At 40.8% G+C, this 18,040-nt stretch carries 12 protein-coding genes; 7 read left to right on the top strand and 5 right to left on the bottom strand.

The annotated features are described in order from the left end of the window. The first annotated feature begins 82 nt into the window (after positions 1-82). The gene (locus LNTAR_RS02640) at positions 83-379 is read left to right on the top strand and encodes a B-box zinc finger protein (protein WP_007277084.1); all 297 of its coding nucleotides are present in this window, start codon (positions 83-85) and stop codon (positions 377-379) included. Between the two features lie 832 nt (positions 380-1,211). Here the strand turns inward: LNTAR_RS02640 and LNTAR_RS02635 are convergent. The 3 genes from LNTAR_RS02635 to LNTAR_RS02625 all read right to left on the bottom strand — a co-directional run bounded on the left by LNTAR_RS02635 (position 1,212) and on the right by LNTAR_RS02625 (position 6,087). Next, positions 1,212-1,625 carry a tetratricopeptide repeat protein gene (locus LNTAR_RS02635; RefSeq protein ID WP_007277083.1) on the bottom strand — a complete coding sequence of 138 codons (414 nt, stop codon included), beginning with the start codon at positions 1,623-1,625 and terminating at the stop codon, positions 1,212-1,214. A 1-nt stretch (position 1,626) separates the two neighbouring features. Further along, entirely contained in the window at positions 1,627-2,280 is a 654-nt protein-coding gene (locus LNTAR_RS02630; protein ID WP_007277082.1) for a DUF2490 domain-containing protein, read from the bottom strand. Between the two features lie 192 nt (positions 2,281-2,472). After that, the gene (locus tag LNTAR_RS02625) at positions 2,473-6,087 is read right to left on the bottom strand and encodes a homocysteine S-methyltransferase family protein (RefSeq protein WP_007277081.1); all 3,615 of its coding nucleotides are present in this window, start codon (positions 6,085-6,087) and stop codon (positions 2,473-2,475) included. Between the two features lie 462 nt (positions 6,088-6,549). Between LNTAR_RS02625 and LNTAR_RS02620 the strand changes: the two genes are divergently transcribed. Both LNTAR_RS02620 and LNTAR_RS26480 read left to right on the top strand, forming a co-directional pair. Next, the gene (locus LNTAR_RS02620; protein ID WP_007277080.1) at positions 6,550-7,629 is read left to right on the top strand and encodes an IS110 family RNA-guided transposase; all 1,080 of its coding nucleotides are present in this window, start codon (positions 6,550-6,552) and stop codon (positions 7,627-7,629) included. A gap of 664 nt (positions 7,630-8,293) precedes the next feature. Next, positions 8,294-9,004, top strand: coding sequence for a type II secretion system protein (locus LNTAR_RS26480; protein WP_007277079.1), 711 nt, complete (start codon positions 8,294-8,296; stop codon positions 9,002-9,004). Between the two features lie 521 nt (positions 9,005-9,525). Here the strand turns inward: LNTAR_RS26480 and LNTAR_RS02610 are convergent. Beyond that, a complete protein-coding gene (locus LNTAR_RS02610) occupies positions 9,526-10,620 on the bottom strand; it encodes an IS110 family transposase (protein WP_007277078.1) in 1,095 nt (364 codons plus the stop codon). A gap of 748 nt (positions 10,621-11,368) precedes the next feature. Between LNTAR_RS02610 and LNTAR_RS02605 the strand changes: the two genes are divergently transcribed. From LNTAR_RS02605 to LNTAR_RS02590, 4 genes are all read left to right on the top strand, one after another. Continuing rightward, complete coding sequence (locus LNTAR_RS02605; RefSeq protein ID WP_007277077.1) at positions 11,369-13,198, top strand: alpha-L-fucosidase; 1,830 nt, start codon at positions 11,369-11,371, stop codon at positions 13,196-13,198. Positions 13,199-13,305: 107 nt separating this feature from the next. Continuing rightward, entirely contained in the window at positions 13,306-14,172 is an 867-nt protein-coding gene (locus tag LNTAR_RS02600; RefSeq protein WP_007277076.1) for an alpha/beta hydrolase, read from the top strand. A 352-nt stretch (positions 14,173-14,524) separates the two neighbouring features. Further along, positions 14,525-15,127 carry an RNA polymerase sigma factor gene (locus LNTAR_RS02595; protein WP_040914086.1) on the top strand — a complete coding sequence of 201 codons (603 nt, stop codon included), beginning with the start codon at positions 14,525-14,527 and terminating at the stop codon, positions 15,125-15,127. Between the two features lie 11 nt (positions 15,128-15,138). Continuing rightward, positions 15,139-17,184, top strand: a complete 2,046-nt coding sequence (locus tag LNTAR_RS02590) for a serine/threonine-protein kinase (protein ID WP_007277074.1) — start codon at positions 15,139-15,141, stop codon at positions 17,182-17,184. Here LNTAR_RS02590 and LNTAR_RS26475 read toward each other — a convergent pair. Continuing rightward, on the bottom strand, positions 17,181-17,900 hold the full coding sequence (locus LNTAR_RS26475) for a prepilin-type N-terminal cleavage/methylation domain-containing protein (protein WP_007277073.1): 720 nt from the start codon (positions 17,898-17,900) through the stop codon (positions 17,181-17,183). The genes LNTAR_RS02590 and LNTAR_RS26475 overlap by 4 nt on opposite strands. Between the last annotated feature and the right edge of the window lie 140 nt (positions 17,901-18,040).

Here is an 18,040-nt window from a genome sequence, read left to right as displayed (position 1 = left end):
TTACATAAGCGGATAATGAGTAAATTCTTGATTTAGAACTTTTTTTGTTTTATCATAAGTTTAAACAAAACGAGGAGTTTCTATGTCAGTCGCAGATAAAGTTTGTTTAAACCACACCGATCGAGAAGCCGCTTTTCTTTGTTTAAGTTGTCGTAAGCCCGTCTGTGATGAGTGTACCATAGCTCTAGACGGTAGTCATTTTTGCTCGACAAAATGTGCAGAAGGCCACGCAAGAACCAATGCTAATATGGAAGTTTATCGTGGTCAACAAAAAGGTGGTTTTATTAGCCTCATTATCAAGTTAGCTATAATAGGTGTGATCCTATATTTTGGCTGGCAATACAAAGAGCAAATCATGAACATGGTAAACAAAGCTTAGTTTTTAGCCTGTAGTTCCCGCTTTAGCGTGTGTAAAACACTCCAATAAAAAAGTTTGTAGTTCACGCTAAAGAGACTGTGTTAAAAATAAAGAAATATCTATATTGTCAGGGCTCACCTGTGTGTCCACTAGAATGTAGCCTACACCGTAAGGTGTGTGGAAATGGGTTTATCATCAATTAAGGGCCCAAACTTGGGTCCGACACATTATGCCGGACTCACATCAGCGAGGTATTGCCATACGGGCGGATAAGAATTATTTCCCCGCACCTGCGGCTTTACCACACGCTATTGTCTATCGGTGCTCTGCACCTAAAAAAGTGTTTTTCACACATCCGCTAAAGCGTGAAATAAATACCCGTTCTGACCACTTTTTAAATGCAGACAAGGTGCCTGCGCTCCCAGGGAAAAACTCTGCGTCTTAGCGTCTCTGCGTGACACCCTCCCGATTTCTGATCGACTTTTTAAATGCAGGCAAGATGCCTGCGCTCCCAGGGAAAAAATCTGCGACCCAGCGCCTCGGCGTAACACCCTCCCGATTTCTGACCACTTTTTAAATGCAGGCAGGATGCCTGCGCTCCCAGGGAAAAAAATGATCTGAACACTTTTTTAATCTGCAGGGCGTAGGCCGATCTGCAGTGAGCTTGCGAACGATCTGCAAGCGGAGCGATCTGACGACTTTTTTCTCCCCCACGCTAAAGCGTGAACGACGTACCCGTTCTGACCATTTTTTAAATGCAGGCAAGATGCCTGCGCTCCCAGGGAAAAACTCTGCGTCTTAGCGTCTCTGCGTGATTAATTATAACTATAATATGGTAAATAAAACTTAGAGGTTATTTAAGTTTTATTAAATCCTTGAGTTTAACTTGGGCTTTATGTGAGAATTCGCCTGAAGGAAATAAGTTTAAATAATCTGAATAAGCCTTGATCGCATTCTGTTTTTCACCTTTGCGCTCAAGGCAAAAAGCCAAGTAATAAAGGGCCGCTTCTTTTTCTTGGGGAAAAGCTTCAATAATTCTCGCGTAGAGGTCTTCTGCGACTTCGTAGCTCAATAAGTTACGCTTAATAGCGGCAGCCAAGTAAACACGATCGGCTTTTTGTTCATTAAAGCCACTCTCAGCTAACCAGGAACTCAATGGGTTTGCGCTGGCCGCAAGAATCACAAAAAGTATCAAAGCAATTAGGAAGCCTTTGGTCGAGCTCACCTGCTGTTTGGACTGCTTTACTTTTTCTTGAAATTCGTACATGCTAAAAGTTGATCGTCAAAGTTGTGCCTAAAGCGGGATTGGAGTCCCATGAATCTTTTCCACTTGGCCGCTTTAGTTGATCTATATAGAAGAATAAACAAGATATGTTTGAACTCAGTTGAAAACTAAGGCCAAAGGGTTGCAAGCGGCTTTCTTCCCAGCGCGTGGAATCGTCATAGTTAATAAAAAATTCGTTACCAGCATAAAAGCCCTTAAAAGTTTTCCAACTTGTGGCAATGGGGATATCGACTCGGACACGGTGACGCGAGCGTGTGTTATCACTGCCTTTGTCTTCAATTCTACGGAGTTCGAGGCGGTTTCTTAAACTCACTTTCCAATCATTCTCAAAAGTGTAATGCGGGTTGAGTTCAAACTCGTAACGTCGGCTATATTTCCAATCACCATCAATAGGCCTTGAGTCATAACGACTGTAGTTAAAACCGACATTAAGATTTTCGTGAAGTGGGTAAGCGATTTGTAGTGAAGCAAAGCGAAAGTAATGATCATCAACATTATCGCGAAAGCGATTATCCAGAAACAAACTTAGCTTAACATCTTTAACTTTTGTTGAAAATGTCGTCCAGTTCCAATAGCCCAGATCTTCAGCAAATAAATAATGGGGCACCAAGAGAATGAGTAAAAGAAATTTTTTCATTTTGTCTCCGCAATAATAGGGCTTAGAAACACAATAATCTGTTTATTAGTTTCTGACGAAACTTCCTACACATTATGACCCTATTTTTCAGTATGGCGAATAAAGTCAGTGAGAATATGCGAGACAGGAGCCTGGCGAGCCTAAAAACCGAGTTATATATTTTTAAAACCGAGCCTGAGCTCGGTTTTTCCCTTACTGATAAGTTGCGTCGGGGTTAAAGACAACAAAAGCAGCTGTTGTAGAAGTCGGGGCAAACTCATCGGCATCAGTCATACTAATGCCCATTTCGTCAGCTTTAAGTAGGTCAAAAATAATTTTATTATTAGCCATATCTTCCATGGCTGGATAACCCGGTGAATAACGACAACCCTGACTGAGGTCAACACCCGCTAATTTGCGAGCAGAACAATGGGCTTGATCCGCCATATCTTCAGCAACGCGATCGGAGAGACCTTGGAGCAGGAAGCAATCTTCGAGTTCACCCGCTTCACGCATTTCATTGATGACTTCTTCAGTTTTGGCACCGCCAGACGAAATTTGAATTCCAATGAGGTCAAATTCACCACTTTTTTTGGAGTGAATATACTGCGGAACCGACCAACGATCTTTACGGCCAGCAACGTGATTAAAAGTGAATTGAGCGAGCTCTTCATTCAAATCATCGGGATTGTAAACCGCTACAGTATTTTCATCGAGACTCTGTGCAGGGAGAAGAGCAAAACGGGAGATGGGGTCAATCCAGTTATTTTCATCGGACTTCTGAACCCATTCATCGCGCATGCGATTGAGGTCATCTTCAGTCACACCTTTCTTTGCCCAAGCTTTCTTACCGCCAAAATCCCAGTTGAGGCCATAGAGGGTGCGAAGATCAAAGTGTTGCTTGAGGTCAGTAATGGAGACATTGTAATCAGCAAGGCGAATTGCTTTGCCTTCTGGAGCCTTCCAGTCACTCAGGTCGATTTTGCGATCATCAAGTCCAGACTCATGCTTTTCACGTGCTTCGGCCTGCTTAATGGCGAGACGGTAGAATTGCTCGAGTTTTTTCGTATTATCGGCAATAAGACCATCGCGTTTACCTGAGTCCATGAGGGTGTTCATGATGTTCACGCCATCCATACCCGATTGACAGTAAAAGACTTTTCCGTTCATGGCAGCAAAGTCATCTTGGCCATACATAGAAACGTAAGCGGCATGGCGACTATTCACTGGCGCGCCACCAATAAGAAGTGGGAAGTCAACGCCTTTTTCTTGGCACATTTGCTGAACAGTAATCATGTGATTAGAAGTCTGTACGAGTAGGGCTGACATGCCAATGGCATCGGCGTTTTCCGCAATAGCGGTGTCAATAAATTTTTCGAGAGGAACTTGAACTCCGAGATCAATAACTCGGTATCCATAGTTCTCTAGCAGAGTCTTAGCCAAGTCTTTACCAATGGAGTGAACATCTTGGTAAACTGTACCAATGATAACAGTGCCTTTGAAAGTTCTTTTACCATCGAGGCTCTCACCACTCATATTTTTCATGTAGGCTTCGAGGAAGTTCATGCAGTGCTTCATCACATCTGCTGATTTCAAAAGGTGGGGAAGAGAAACTTCGCCGCGACCAAAACCATCACCAAGTTCGCGCATGGCTTCCATGAGGTAATCGTTAATAAAGTCGAGAGGTTGGTGAACGTCGACAATATCCTTCATCGAGAGCGCAATCGCATCTTTGTACTCGTAAGTGAACTCATTCTTTTCAAATGAGCCTTCCGATTTCTCTTTGTAGCCATCTTTGATTTTTTCACAAATAGCTTCTTCAACTGGCATGTCATCATAGGAACATTTCTTTTCTTTGACGATACCACGGCGTGACTCAGCAATGGTTTCCAACTCTTCGAAAGCATCCATATCGCGATCAAAAATGACTTTTTTACCGAGTTCGTAATCGTAGGGCTCAATCGATTCAACCGGAATGAAGTGATTGGGATTTACAATTGCGGCATCGAGGCCACGCTTGTAACCTTCATCGAGGAAAACGGAAGTCAGAACCACACGCATGTAAGGCTTTTTAGCAAGACCATTAGTGAGGTTACCCACACCAATCGAAGTCATGATTTCCGGGTGAATAGCTTTGATCGGTTTGAGTGAGTTCAGTGACTCAAGAGCAAAGTTCATACCCTCAATAGATTCCGCACCAATGGGGAAAGCATTGATATCAATCATGAGCTGATCGGGAGTGACTCCGTGTTTTGCGCTTTCCGCAACAATTTTTTCGGCGAGTTCAAGTTTTTTATCAGCCGTTAAAGCGGGCCCGTCACCATCCGTTACCAGGGCAATATATACCGGATTATGGTGCTTGGTAAGGGGAACAATCGCATCAATTTTACTGACGCCAGGGCTGTGCTCTTCGAGAGCAATGGAGTTGATGATTGGACGACCGGGGTAGACGTCAATAGCGACTTCAAGTGCGTCGACGGCAAATGAGTCAATACAGAAAGCGCCACCAAAGTCCATGGTCATATCATAAATCACTTTTGGAAGAACTTTTTCGGTGTTGACGATATTGGAGTCCATGCAGACGTCGAGGATATCGATACCCAAGTCACGGTTTTGTTCGTTAACAACTTCTTCTAGTGCATCATTATCGATGTTGTCTTCAACTTCTACCGCGTCACGTACTTTCTTAGAGCCACGTACGTTGAGGCGTTCGCCAATTTGAATGAGACCTTCGGAGGCATCGAGTTCAAAGGCGTTTTGAGGGCCAGAAATGAGATTGCGACGTTTAACTTCGCGCACTTTAGGTTTCTTGCCGCCTAAATGTTTTGTGATCTCCGCAATGTGAGCCGGAGTCGTACCACAGCAACCACCGACAATATTGATGCCATTTTCCGCTTCGTAGTCGCGCATGTATTCGCCCATTTTTTCTGGAGCGAGTGGGTAAACGGTTTCACCATTAACCGAAATCGGCTGACCGGCGTTTGGAACCACAGAAATCGGAAGTTCACTCATTTGTGCGAGAGCTGGGATCACTTTCTGCATCAGTTCAGGACCGAGCGTGCAGTTGATACCAAAGACGTCGATGCCAATACCACCAACCGCAGCATAGGCGGCTTCCATGTCAGTATTAAAGATCTGCATCTTGTTGAATTGATCCACCGTCACTTGTGCCATGATCGGTACTTTGAAACCGAGTTCTTCGGCAGCTTGGTGAGCACCAGCAATTGAAGCTTTGAGCTCCAACATATCCTGCTGAGTTTCGAAAAGAAGCACATCCACATTGGCCTGCATCATCGCTTTTACCTGGAGGTAAAAGTTTTGCTTGATCGTCGCAAAGTCAGTTTTGTTGAGGTTGGCAGCTGTGGAAGAAATTACCCAGTTTGAGGGGCCAATAGAACCGGCAACAAAAAGTGGACGACCATCGTATTCATCCATCTTTTTGTATTTTTCAATGGCGTCTTGGGCGAGTTCTATACCGCGAATATTGAAGTAGTGAGTCAGAGCATAGTAATCATTTTCTAGGAAATCGAGACCTTCGGGAAGGTCGGCAAAGTCGCTGAGATCCATTTTTGAAAAATCGAATTCTTGTAAACGTAAAGGACTGGCACCAAAAGTATTTGTTTCAAGAATATTGGCGCCGGCTTTGAGGTACTCCAAGTGAATATTATCGCGGACTTGATCAGGGCGAGAAAAAACGAGTAAGTCAGAGAGCATGGCGTATTCTTCGCCACCATAAGCAGAGTCGGGGAGCTTGAGCAATTGAACCATGGAGCCCATGGCTCCGTCGAGAACGAGAATTTGCTCTTTAAGTGCGTCTAAAAATTTCATAAATGAATGAATCCGTAGGTTAAATTTTGGGCACTATATTCACATATTCGAATATATCAATATAATATTCTTTCTTTAAGCAAATACAGTCATTTTATTTGCGCCGAAAATAGCATTGATAAATGCTTTAGCTAGTAAAGTTTAAAGAGAGCTAAACAAGATCAATGTCACGTACTTTTATAAAAAATTATCCATGAAGGTATTTTAAAACATTTAAGTGATTAAGCACTTAAGGATGAAAACTCACATCGCAGAGCGATGTTACTTTAAATAGTCCCACATGTAATGTGGGGTTTAGTACGGGGACAACAAATTGTGTGCCTTTAGTTACACTACTAAAACAGCCTTCTCAGTTCCATACCTAAAGATAGTATGAGAAGGCAGCCCTCGGCAAAGTCCACTTGCTAGCAGACCTTGCCTGACGTTAATTAAGTTACCACAACAAACTAACGGAGAGCTACCATGTCTAAAATTACTATCGCTGTTCCTGAAATCACAATCGGAATTGATCTTGGGAACAAAAAACACGACCTTTGTGTTCTTAATTCAATGGGAGAAGTTGTCGAACAAATACAAATTGATAATCATATCGAAGCTTTACATGAGTATTTTGAACAATATAAGAATCGTTCAAGTATTCGAATAGCTTTGGAAGTAGGCGCTTGTTCAATGTGGGTTTCTTCGATTCTCAAGGAAATGGGCTTTAAGGTTATTGTCGCCAATGCACGAAAACTGCGGATGATTTGGGGGGACACAAATAAATGTGATGAAAAAGATGCAGAGAAAATAGCTCGTGTAGCTCGAATGGATCCTAAACTTTTACATGGCATTGAGCACCGAAGCCTATCTGCTCAAAAAATGTTATCAGTAATTCGTGTACGTGAGCATTTTATTGGGGCTCGCACGAGGTGTATAAATTGTGTACGTGGCATACTAAAGAGCTTTGGTGTAACAGATTTACCCAGTTGTGCATCAAATCGTTTTGGTGAACGAATGCTTGCACATATTCCTGATGACTTGATATCGACTTTAGGAGAACTCTTGGAAGAATCTAAAGATTTAACAAACCGTATTGAGGGATTGGATGATCGGATTTATATGCTTAGTGAAGAGTCATGCCCTGAAGCTATAAAACTTCAGGAACTACCAGGTGTCGGTCCAGTTACGGCCTTAACTTATGTATTAACTATTGATGACCCTAAACGCTTTCAAAAGAGTAGAGATATTGGAGCTTTTCTTGGGTTAACTCCCAAAAGAGATCAATCGGGAGAGATCGACAAACAATTAAGTATCACAAAGCAAGGAGATCGTTATTTAAGGGCTTTATTAGTTGGTTCTGCTCAGTTTATTTTAAGTGACCGTTCACCTGCTTCTGATCTTAAAAATTATGGTCGTAGGATTGCTAGTAGTGGAGGACGAATTGCCAAGAAAAAGGCTGTTGTTGCCATCGCGAGGAAACTTGCGATATTAATGCATCACTTATGGGTCAGTGGGGGAGATTATATTCCATTACACAAACAAGCTTTAAGAAAAGCTTCTTAATTATCCACCAATCCAGCCAACCTCCCCTCCATTTATTTTGAACCAAATTAAGGAATGAATTTAAAAAGAAAAGAGTTTAACAAATGTCTTATTCGATGACTGCGGGCCATGCCTAGAACAATAACCACGCCAAGGTTGTAATAAAATAGTTCGTCCTAAAGATAGCAGCATCAGATAGGATACAATCATGCACCGGACTTGGCGGTCCATAAAATGAGTGCGAATGGAAGCAAGACAAAATTTTATCGACACTTGAAAACTGATTTTCTCAATTATCTGAATAATATAACTTTAATGTAAACCGTAACTTGTAATCGCCTTCTCATGGAAGGCATGATATATGTTTCTCCCTTCCTTAGTCTTTGGGACTTGCCCTAAGCTATTTAAAGTTTAATGATTTCACCATAGTTTACCTATGCTGTAGATGTATATACATCGTTAACTGGATAATCATGTATTTAAATAAAGGACGAATTCACAAGGATTCGGCTTTTGTGTTTTAAGTTTTATGGAGTTTATCAAAAGTAAATTTATTGCGTAAATATAATTAATTACGTAATTAATATAAATAAATTACGAATTTTATTTATTTTTAACTTGTTTTTATCCCTGTTTTAGTTTATACCTTATATAACTACTTAATATTTAAAGAGATTATACACGGATGAAAAATGACAAAAACTTTGGGGAGTCATTAAATACGAGGTCTTTTGGGAAGAGATTCACTTTAATAGAACTTTTGGTTGTCGTGGCCATTATTGGCATTTTAGCCAGTTTGCTTTTACCTACTTTAAAAAAAGCTAGAGAAAGAGGCAAAGCTGCCGTTTGCTTAAGTAATTTAAAGCAAATTGGAGTTGGTACATTTATGTATACATTAGATAACGATAATATGTTTTCTTTAAGGCGTAATGAGGTATGGGATACTTACGAAGAGTACCAAGGCATATCGACCAAAATGTGGGAATGCCCATCTGATAAAGGTAACTGGAGTCATAATGGTGGTTATAGAGAGCCTGATGGTCGAACAACTTTTGAAATACGAGGAAGTAGTTATCACTGGAATGAACACGCCACCTGGGGCAAAGACCAATTTTTAACCCAAGTGCAAGTACCAAAACATTATGTTCTAACTGGTGCTAGATCTCTCATGGGAAAATGGGGCACTAATAGTGAACCAAATAACTCTCCAAATAACTTCATGTGGCATTTTGAAGAGTCGTTAAAATTCCCTCTATTATTTGCCGATGGTCATGCTGAATTCATTTACTACGCGAGAATATTTGAGACTGAACCCAAAACCTTTAATTATAATAAGTATTCATCAGGACAAGTTCCGTTTTATTGTAACGAGACCTACCAAAACCCTAAAAACTAAATATAGGGTTTTAGTCACACAGCGAATACAAAAGTTTTTACGATTACCCATCCATTTACCCATCCATTTAGCCATATTTGTCAAGTAGACAATAATCTATTGTATCCGTTTTTTGTTATTTTTGCTTAAAACGAAGCTTAGAATTAGCTCTTTACTTTGTGCCCATCTTGATTTCAACTTTGTGGGTACGAGTCTTCACAAAAGTGAAGCCCTCCAGCCATCCATATAAGGTCAACGGTTTTAAAGGAACCGTGTTGATCAGTCCAACTTTTTCTTTTAGCTGCGCTCAACGCCTTAGAAACTCCTAACGGTCATATCCTCGCCGTCCCATTCAGTTGGGTGTTAGGGCTCAGTCCTTCTCTATTGGACTGTCCAGGGTTTTAGGGGCTCGGGGAGGAGTGGGTCATCATCAGTAAATTGCTGTGAGTGTAAAGTGTACACTCAGCCATATCCTAATCAGTTAAGTTGTCTCGACGGAACAAGGGTAATCAATAGGTTCATGACTGAGGTACTAAATTTATTTAATGAACTTTTTTTGTGAGTCGCTCATATTTTTCTCTGCCGAAAAAATCGATAGGATCAAAAGGTTTCTTTCGTAAAAGCATAAAATAAATAGCTCGGCATATTTTATGTATAAAGATGGATCGTCCTTTGCGTTTACCGTGACGTTGATCGAGTTCATCGGCAAAGAATTTCATTACTGGATCTGATTTTGCTAACATTGCGATTTCACCAAAGGCCCACTTTAAGTTAGGGTTGCCCATTTTTGTCCCACTATAACCATAACTTTTTCCCGCACTTTCTTTTTTGCATTTAACAACGCGACAGTAACTTGCATAATCACCTGGAGTTTTAAATCTTTGAATATCATGAGTTTCATAAACCAGAGTCATACCTAAAATATCTCCGATACCTTTCATTGATTTCACTATTTCAAAATCTTCTTTGAACTGAGAGTCAAGGGTGAATTTCACAAGGTCCTTATCTATTTGTTTTAACTGATCAGTAAACATCTTTAGTAAATCGGCGTTGAGTTGATAGTTTCGAGCCATAGGATGATCTTCTGGTAGGAATGTCTGAAGATCCATGAACTGAAGTGATGACTTTGCATTTCGTCGAAGCTCAGCAGAACTATGTTTTAAATTATTTTGGTCTTCGAAGAGATTAAGATAAATTGATATACCTGAGCGAATACTCACGAGCTTGATTCGACGGCGTAGTAGATCTCGGTGAGAACGAAACCGACGTGGACAAGCATACGCTTTGGGCAGGAGATTAGTTCGTAACAAATCTGTTATTTTTTTACTGTCTATTTTATCGTTCTTTGCTTTACCTCCATGAATTGCTCCCATATAAAGGGCATGGCCTAGGGCAAATTGAACGGGCTCTGTTTCACAAAAATCAGATAATTTGTACCAGTTGTAAGTAGTTTCGCAGGCAATAGTAAGGTCATCCCAATAAGGAGAGAGGATTTTCTTCATGTACTGAAAGTCATTATTTTTGATCTCTGTGTGCACGTATATTTTTCCTTCTTTGTCCATCACGCAGATATAAGACATCGATTTGTGAAGATCAATTCCGCAGTGAAATTTTGTTTTTGTAGTATACATTTTCATGGCAATATCCTTTTTTGTTTTGTGGAATTACAATTTAGGTTATTGCCATTTCTTTGCCAAATTTTGTAGATCACGTTTGACCGTGAGTACTATTGGCTAAGCGTACTATCAGTTAAGGATGAGAACTTACATCGCAGAGCGATGTCACTTTAAATAGCCCCACATGTAATGTGGGGTTTAGTACAATGGTAAAAAATTGTGTGCCTTTAGGTACACTACTTAAAGAGCCTTCTCAGTTCCATACCTAAATGCATGCTATGTTTCTCCCTTGGTTTGTCTTAGGGCTTTGCCCTAAGCTAATTAAAGTTTAATGGTTTCACCATAATTTATATATGCTGTAGATGTATATACATTGTTAACTGGATAATCATGAAAGTTTTCAATATTTTATAAAAGCCGAATTCTCAAATTCGGCTTTTTTATTGCTTGCTCAAGTAATTCAATGAATCGATATAAGCCTAATTTATCACATGCTTACCCACATTAACGAGGTATGTACATCTACAGCGAGTCACGCATTTTTTTAGCTCTTGTACTAAACCCCGCATTAGATGTGGACTATTTAAAGTGAGAACTCATTGCGATGTAACTCACCATCTGTGTCATAAATATAGAGTGAGTTGTTACAGTTGAGAATCTGTATGACTAATATTTAAAAAGTCTCCCAAAAAATTCGTATTTCGGTGTAACAAATGCGAACTTACCTTGTTTGATAGTGAAATAACACAACACATTTAGGAATTATAATATGAAAAAACTATTATCGATAACATCGAAATTTGCGATGACAGCAATGATGAGTTTACAAGTGGCGAATGCCGTACCTCAGGAAATTGTCGACACCGACATGGATAAATTATGGGGTGAGCGTTTAGAATTAGATGCAGGTGAGCGCGGTGCTTGGTTTAAAGAAGCTAAGTATGCCATGTTTATTCACTGGGGTCTTTATTCGGGTCTCGCAGGTGATTGGAAAGGCAAGACACACTTCGGCATCGGCGAATGGATTATGAATAAGCATTTAGCTGGTATTTCTGTGGATGAGTACAGAGCCTTAGCTAAAGACTTTAACCCCGTAAAGTTCGATGCAAAAGCTTGGGTAACTTTGGCGAAACAGAGTGGTATGAAGTACATCGTTATTACGGCCAAGCACCACGATGGCTTTGCGATGTATGACTCAGCGGCTTCTGATTATAATATTAAAGATGCGAGCCCCTTCGGTCGTGACCCACTGAAAGAATTGGCAGATGAATGCCGTAAACAAGGTATTGGCTTTGGTTTTTATTACTCTCAGTACCAAGACTGGAACGAAAAAGATGCCTTCGGTAATGGCTGGGATTTTAATCCTAAAGAAGCCAACTTTTCTAAATACTTTAAAGAGAAATGTGAGCCACAAGTAAAAGAGCTTGTTACTCAATATGGCGATCTCGCAGTTTTATGGTTTGATACCCCAGGTAAGATGACCAAAGAAGATTCCATGGCACTAGTGAACTTGGTGAAAAAACACCAACCACGCTGCCTTATTAATAGTCGCATTGGTAATGGTGTGGGAGACTACTCTTCACTAGGTGACATGGAGATTCCACCAGAGAACGTTGGTGGTTTATGGGAATGTGTCGATACAACGAATAACTCTTGGTCTTACGCTTGGTATGACGAAAACTGGAAAAGCGGTGAGCAAATTGCCCAGAATGTGATTTCAGTTGTCGCTCGTGGCGGGACTTACATGTTGAACGTTGGCCCTCGTGGTGACGGCTCAATCCCAAAAGGCGCAAGCGAAGAATTATTGGTAGCAGGTCAGTGGATCAAAAATCACGCAGGAACAATTTATGGTGCCGAAGCTTCACCTTGGCACAAAGCATTTCCATGGGGAGATGTAACAGTTAATCATGGTAACCTTTTCCTTCACGTCTTCGATTGGCCCCAAAGTGGTAAAATTTACCTTCCAGGTTTAAGTAATAAAATATCTGGCGCAGCACTTCTCAATCTCAAAGGCAATGTAAAAGTAAGTAAAGAAGGTGACTGGACAATCGTTAGCATTCCTAAGGTTAAGCCTGATGCAATTAACCCAGTGATTCAGCTTAAATACGACGGCAAATTAAAAGTTGATCATAGTTTGGCTTTCGACGGCGAAACAACAGCTAATCTCTTCTCGCTCTTCTCTAAGCAAAAAGATTGTGCAGTCGTGCAATTGCGTTGGATGGAAAAATTTGGTGAGTGGAAGCATGCTGAAATGATTAAAAAATGGACTCCAACAAGTGAAGCGAGCTGGGATGTGAATGTTCGTAAGCCAGGTAAGTACGCTTTAGAAATGACTTATTCTTGTGATGACAAAGCGGATTATAGTGAATTCGAAGTCTTAGCGGGTAAAACAGCGATGACGATTCAAGCTCTCGACACAGGTGACCGCATGCCATCGAAACGCATGTTTGGTCGTGGTCTTTTACCACGCGTTAGAACTTTGCGCTTAGGTGTGGTTCAATTCGACAAAGCAGGAAAGCAAAAAGTTGTGTTCAAAACTAAGAAAGGCAACTGGGAAGGCTTCAACCTAAAAGCACTTCAACTAAAAGCTTACAAGTAAGTAATAAAAAGCCTCGCTTTAAGCGGGGCTTTTTTGTGCCTACAGCAAATAGCATTAGTTTAAATCAGTTCACTTAGTTTAATAAATCATACTCTTTAAGGAATCTTATGTTTTATAAAATTGTTTTATTTTGGTTTCTTTCTTTGAATCTATTTTCAAAGGCCAATATCCCCGATCCAGATACTTACTGGACCTATAAATCAGTGGCGGGAAAAGACCTTAAGCTCTCAGTATTCTTGCCAGAAAATTATGAAGCAGGAAAGAAGTTTCCCACCATAGCTATTTTTCATGGTGGATCATGGAGAGTCGGGAATCCTAATATGCATTATGCCGACTGTAAATATTGGGCAAGCCGTGGCATGATTGCGGTATCGGTTAAGTACCGTTTAAAAGATGAGGATAAGATCACAGTTCCTTTTGAATGCATGAAAGATGCGAAGTCCGCGATTCGCTATTTACGCAAAAATGCGAGCCAACTCAAAGTCAATTCAGAAAAAATTGTTGTGGCAGGTGGCTCCGCAGGTGCTCAACTAGCGGCTTCAACGGCTATGATTCCGAAAGTCAATGACGAAGTTTACGACCTTGCGATTTCCGCAAAACCTCAAGCAATCATACTCTATAATCCTTGGTTTAAATGTAAAAAAGAGTGGTCACCAACGCATAATGTTGTTGCGGATTTACCGCCAATGATCATTTTCTCCGGTGGAAATGACAAGGCAATTCCCGTACAAGAAATGGTCGATTTTCACAAGAGTATGAAAGCTCAATCAAATAAAACAGAACTCTATATTGGCCAAGATGGTAAGCACGGCTTTTGCAATGGCCGCAATCCTAATAATCCATTCTTTTACTGGTCGATAAAGCATGCGGATGACTTTCTCGTGAAAGCAGGAATCCTTTCTGGGCAAGCAACGATCCAGTACCCACAAAGAGTTAAAGCGATATCTAAAGAACGAGTTTCTTATTACCCCTAAGTTCCACTTATTTAACACTTTTATTGATAGGCCCTCACAATTTGTGAGGGCCTTTTTTATGCGAAGAACAAATCGGCAAAAGTGATATATCGTAACAGACGGGAATTATTAAAGTTTAATACCTATGAAGCCAAGTAAGATGTGTTTTAGAGTTAAAAAACTAAGCGAAAAGAAGCTCTAGCTAAGTTTTTTACCGCGCAGGTATTTTTGATTGCTTGAACTCCGAGCTGACTTAAGTCCTTAAAAAACTTGAACTTGAATGACATATAGTAAAAAAAATTAAATGTGGAGACAGAAAAAATTGGAATTTTTGAGCCTACAGACGATTATATATAAACTCAAGGGCCAAAATATGTCAGATAGTAATCAAACGCGCGTGACTCTCTTACAGAAGTTACAAGCGAATCAGGACGAGCATTCATGGGATGACTTTGTCCGTTATTACGAGGGTTATATCTACGTCGTCATTCGCAACCTTGGAGTCGGCGTGGAAGATAGTCAGGATATCTTGCAGGAAATTTTATTAAAAATTTGGAAGGCGATTCCCAATTACAGTTACGATAGAGAAAAATGTCGCTTTCGCACTTGGTTATGCGTTGTCATACGCAATAAAGTTTACAGCTTTTTTAAACTCAGATCGAGTCGTAATAATCGTTTGAATGTGAGCTACGACAATCTCTTACAAAACCTCGATTTAATTACCGATGCCGAAATTGATAAAATTGCCGAAAAAGAATGGCAGAGTTATGTCTCGAATTTAGCTTGGGAAAACCTCCAGGATCAATTCCCCAAACAAGCCAAAGAAGTTTTTGAAGCTTCCTTAGACGAAGAAGATAACGCTGTACTCGCCGAACGTTTTGACGTGGCCGAGAGTAGCGTGCGAGTTTATAAAATGCGAATCCGCAAAGCAATGCACAAGGAAATTGTAAGGCTTAACCAAGAGCTCGGTGGCTGAGGTTTTGCGTCATGCGCAAAGAAGAAAAATTTAATCGCAACTTGGGTCAACTCTTTGAAGAGGCCTATACTCCCGAGGAAACTCCTTTGGAAGATGCGCTGAAACGCGCCGGCGATCGCTATCAAGAATTTGAGTTCTATCAACAAGGTGGAATCAAAGAAATACGAACCTGTCTAGATAGCCGTACTGGGCGTCAAGTGGCCATGGCGACAATGAAGGCTGGGGCCGACCTTGATCGAAAAGAAGCCTTTATCCGCGAAGCGCGAATTAACGCCGCCCTTCAGCACCCGAATATCGTTCCGGTTTACGATGTGGGCTTAACAAATGATGAACCTTGGTTTACGATGAAGTTCATCGATGGTCAGTCCCTAAAAGAAATTGTCCAAAAACTTAAGAATAAGGAAGCGAGTAGATTTAACAATTTAGCCGATCGCCTAGAACTCTTTTTAAAAGTCTGTGATGCCGTTGCCTATGCTCACTCTAAAGGTATTCTTCACCTAGATCTAAAGCCCGACAACATTCGTATTAGCGAATATGGTGATGTGGTTTTATGCGATTGGGGCTTGGCGGATGTGATCCCCTCTGAATGTGAGGAACCCCTTTTAGAGGTTTGTTCCAGTACAAGTAAAGACTTTGATGAAATGACACTAGATGGAATGGTGAAAGGAACGCCAGGCTATATGGCTCCCGAGCAAACAGGCTTAGTTAAAGAGCGCAAAGGCAAACACACCGATATTTTTTCATTAGGCGCTATGCTCTATACTTTACTCACCTATAAGAAGGCTTTTAGTGGTGAATATTTAGAAGATGTCTTGACAAAAACCTCGCAGGCTGATTTTGTAAAACCCTCCCTTGTGAGTCGAAATCATATTCCTTTTTCATTGGAAGCCGTCTGCCTAAAAGCACTCTCTGAAAAACCAAAAGATCGCTATCAATCAGTTAAGGATTTACAGCAAGAAGTCCGTAATTTCATCAATGGTTTTACCACCGATGCAGAAAATGCATCACTAATGAAATCATTGCACTTTTGGATAAAACGCAATCGGACCCTAAGTATTATTTCCGCTTTTGCACTGCTCTTATTTTTTGGCTTGGCGGTAACATCGATTGTCAACCTAAAACTTGCCGAAACTAATGCACGAGAAGTGGCCGAAAAACTTCGTATTGAAAAAGAATATCACATGCGAATCAATAAGGGAGCGGCACCGAAGTTTTTTGAGCGAGCTCAAGTCGCCTACGATTCATTTCAGTTTGATGATGCGCTTAACTTTTGTGTGAGTGCAGTTGAGCTGGATAGCAGTTTAATTGATGCCTGGGAACTCAAGGCAAGGATTAACTTCACGCGTCAAGAATTTAAAGCGGCAGAACAAGCATTTAAGAGAGCTCAAGTAGGAGGAGGCTTACCCCTCATCAATAGTGAGTATGCTTTACAAAAACCAAAAGATCAAGATTCTTTAAGCACGCAACAGTACCTAAAGTTAATGACCAAATTGAGGGATGCGGGCCTCTTGCGAGAGTTCACGAATTTAATTCACTACAACATTTTTTCCGATATAAGTGTGGATGAGCGTCTCGATTTCTGTAAGGGGGCCATCATTGTCCATAATCCTCACATGAAATCACTTAATTTTAAGTTTAACCGAGAATTCAGGCATTTAGATTTGTCGGCAAATAAAGATCTGCAGGTGGCCTTGTGTATGCAAAACTTTCCCGCGGCTAGTGCGGACTTCTCTCATACAGATATAAGTGACTTTATAGCCTTTAGAGCTCAGCAAATCAATGCTTTAAATGTTTCGCATACGAGTATCTACGAACTTCATAGTTTAGAAAACCCAGAGTTGCGAAAATTAGACATATCTCATACGGGGATATCGAACTTAAAGCGCTTAGCAGGCAGACCCTTAGTGAAACTCAATATTAGTCATAGTGCAGTAACCACAATTGCTCACTTAGAACAAATGACGCAGTTAGAGGAGCTGATTATCCATAAAGGGCAATTTCTTGAAAGTGACCTCAAATTTTTACCGGAAACTATTAAGGTCACTCAGGTAGATTAATCCATTGATAAAATGAACTGGGCGGTACTGCCATCACCCCAACTGATCATATTGCCACCCCAAGGGGCTCCATTGCCCATTGACACACTATGATCATCCATAAGTGCGGGGATCTTGTATCCAGTTTTTTCGTGAATTTTGGAGGAGCTATTATCCCAGTCGGGAAGCCAAGCACTTGCGTTCATAACTGGATCGGTTAAGACCGGGTGTCGTTTTAGGTTGCCAAGTCCAACAGCCGCATCACCGCCAGCACTATCAGGAATAAAAGCATAGTTTTCCGAATAGGTTCTTGTTCCATGCTGCCAAGGGATAAAGTAGGAATAGGTGCCCGCACGAGTTATCCATGTTTGTGCTGGATCTGAACCGGTGTTCTCTTCAAAGTCAGAGGCAGGGCAGAAATAGGCATCGTCGCTATTGCTTAGGTAAGCTTCAACGTAGCCAGATTCGCCATTGTTGACTTCATGAAGAGCTCCCTCACTACTATCCCCGAAAACATATTTCCCCGAAATCGTATTATAGTGAATATTTGTCATTAGTGCATCTTCATTATCTCCTGCGTACATCTGCAGGGCAATTCCAGCTTGTTTCAAGTTATTTTTGCAAACGGCAGCGCGTGCTTGGCCGCGAGATTTGGAGAGGCTCGGCATCAATAAAGAAGCCAAAATTCCGATAATGGCAATGACAACAAGTAGTTCAATTAAGCTAAATTTCTTCATTTTTCACCCTGGTTTCATTAAAGACTATAAGATCCCTAACTTCGAAAATGAAGAGCTGTTACAAAATATATAAAATTTTTCCTGTTTTTTATAAGTAGCTTTATTTCAATGTTTTAATGAATTGATCTTTACTCGAAGAA

This window comes from Lentisphaera araneosa HTCC2155, from assembly GCF_000170755.1.
GTDB lineage: Bacteria > Verrucomicrobiota > Lentisphaeria > Lentisphaerales > Lentisphaeraceae > Lentisphaera > Lentisphaera araneosa.
The sequence above is the reverse complement of the archived record's forward strand: the minus strand, read 5'-3'. Positions and strand labels throughout refer to the sequence as shown.

Excerpts from the sequence above, each read along its gene's own strand:
- LNTAR_RS02640 (WP_007277084.1), top strand. The coding sequence starts at position 83 with ATGTCAGTCGCAGATAAAGTTTGTTTAAACCACACCGATCGAGAAGCC.
- LNTAR_RS02635 (WP_007277083.1), bottom strand. The coding sequence starts at position 1,625 with ATGTACGAATTTCAAGAAAAAGTAAAGCAGTCCAAACAGCAGGTGAGC.
- LNTAR_RS02630 (WP_007277082.1), bottom strand. The coding sequence starts at position 2,280 with ATGAAAAAATTTCTTTTACTCATTCTCTTGGTGCCCCATTATTTATTT.
- LNTAR_RS02625 (WP_007277081.1), bottom strand. The coding sequence starts at position 6,087 with ATGAAATTTTTAGACGCACTTAAAGAGCAAATTCTCGTTCTCGACGGA.
- LNTAR_RS02620 (WP_007277080.1), top strand. The coding sequence starts at position 6,550 with ATGTCTAAAATTACTATCGCTGTTCCTGAAATCACAATCGGAATTGAT.
- LNTAR_RS26480 (WP_007277079.1), top strand. The coding sequence starts at position 8,294 with ATGAAAAATGACAAAAACTTTGGGGAGTCATTAAATACGAGGTCTTTT.
- LNTAR_RS02610 (WP_007277078.1), bottom strand. The coding sequence starts at position 10,620 with ATGAAAATGTATACTACAAAAACAAAATTTCACTGCGGAATTGATCTT.
- LNTAR_RS02605 (WP_007277077.1), top strand. The coding sequence starts at position 11,369 with ATGAAAAAACTATTATCGATAACATCGAAATTTGCGATGACAGCAATG.
- LNTAR_RS02600 (WP_007277076.1), top strand. The coding sequence starts at position 13,306 with ATGTTTTATAAAATTGTTTTATTTTGGTTTCTTTCTTTGAATCTATTT.
- LNTAR_RS02595 (WP_040914086.1), top strand. The coding sequence starts at position 14,525 with ATGTCAGATAGTAATCAAACGCGCGTGACTCTCTTACAGAAGTTACAA.
- LNTAR_RS02590 (WP_007277074.1), top strand. The coding sequence starts at position 15,139 with ATGCGCAAAGAAGAAAAATTTAATCGCAACTTGGGTCAACTCTTTGAA.
- LNTAR_RS26475 (WP_007277073.1), bottom strand. The coding sequence starts at position 17,900 with ATGAAGAAATTTAGCTTAATTGAACTACTTGTTGTCATTGCCATTATC.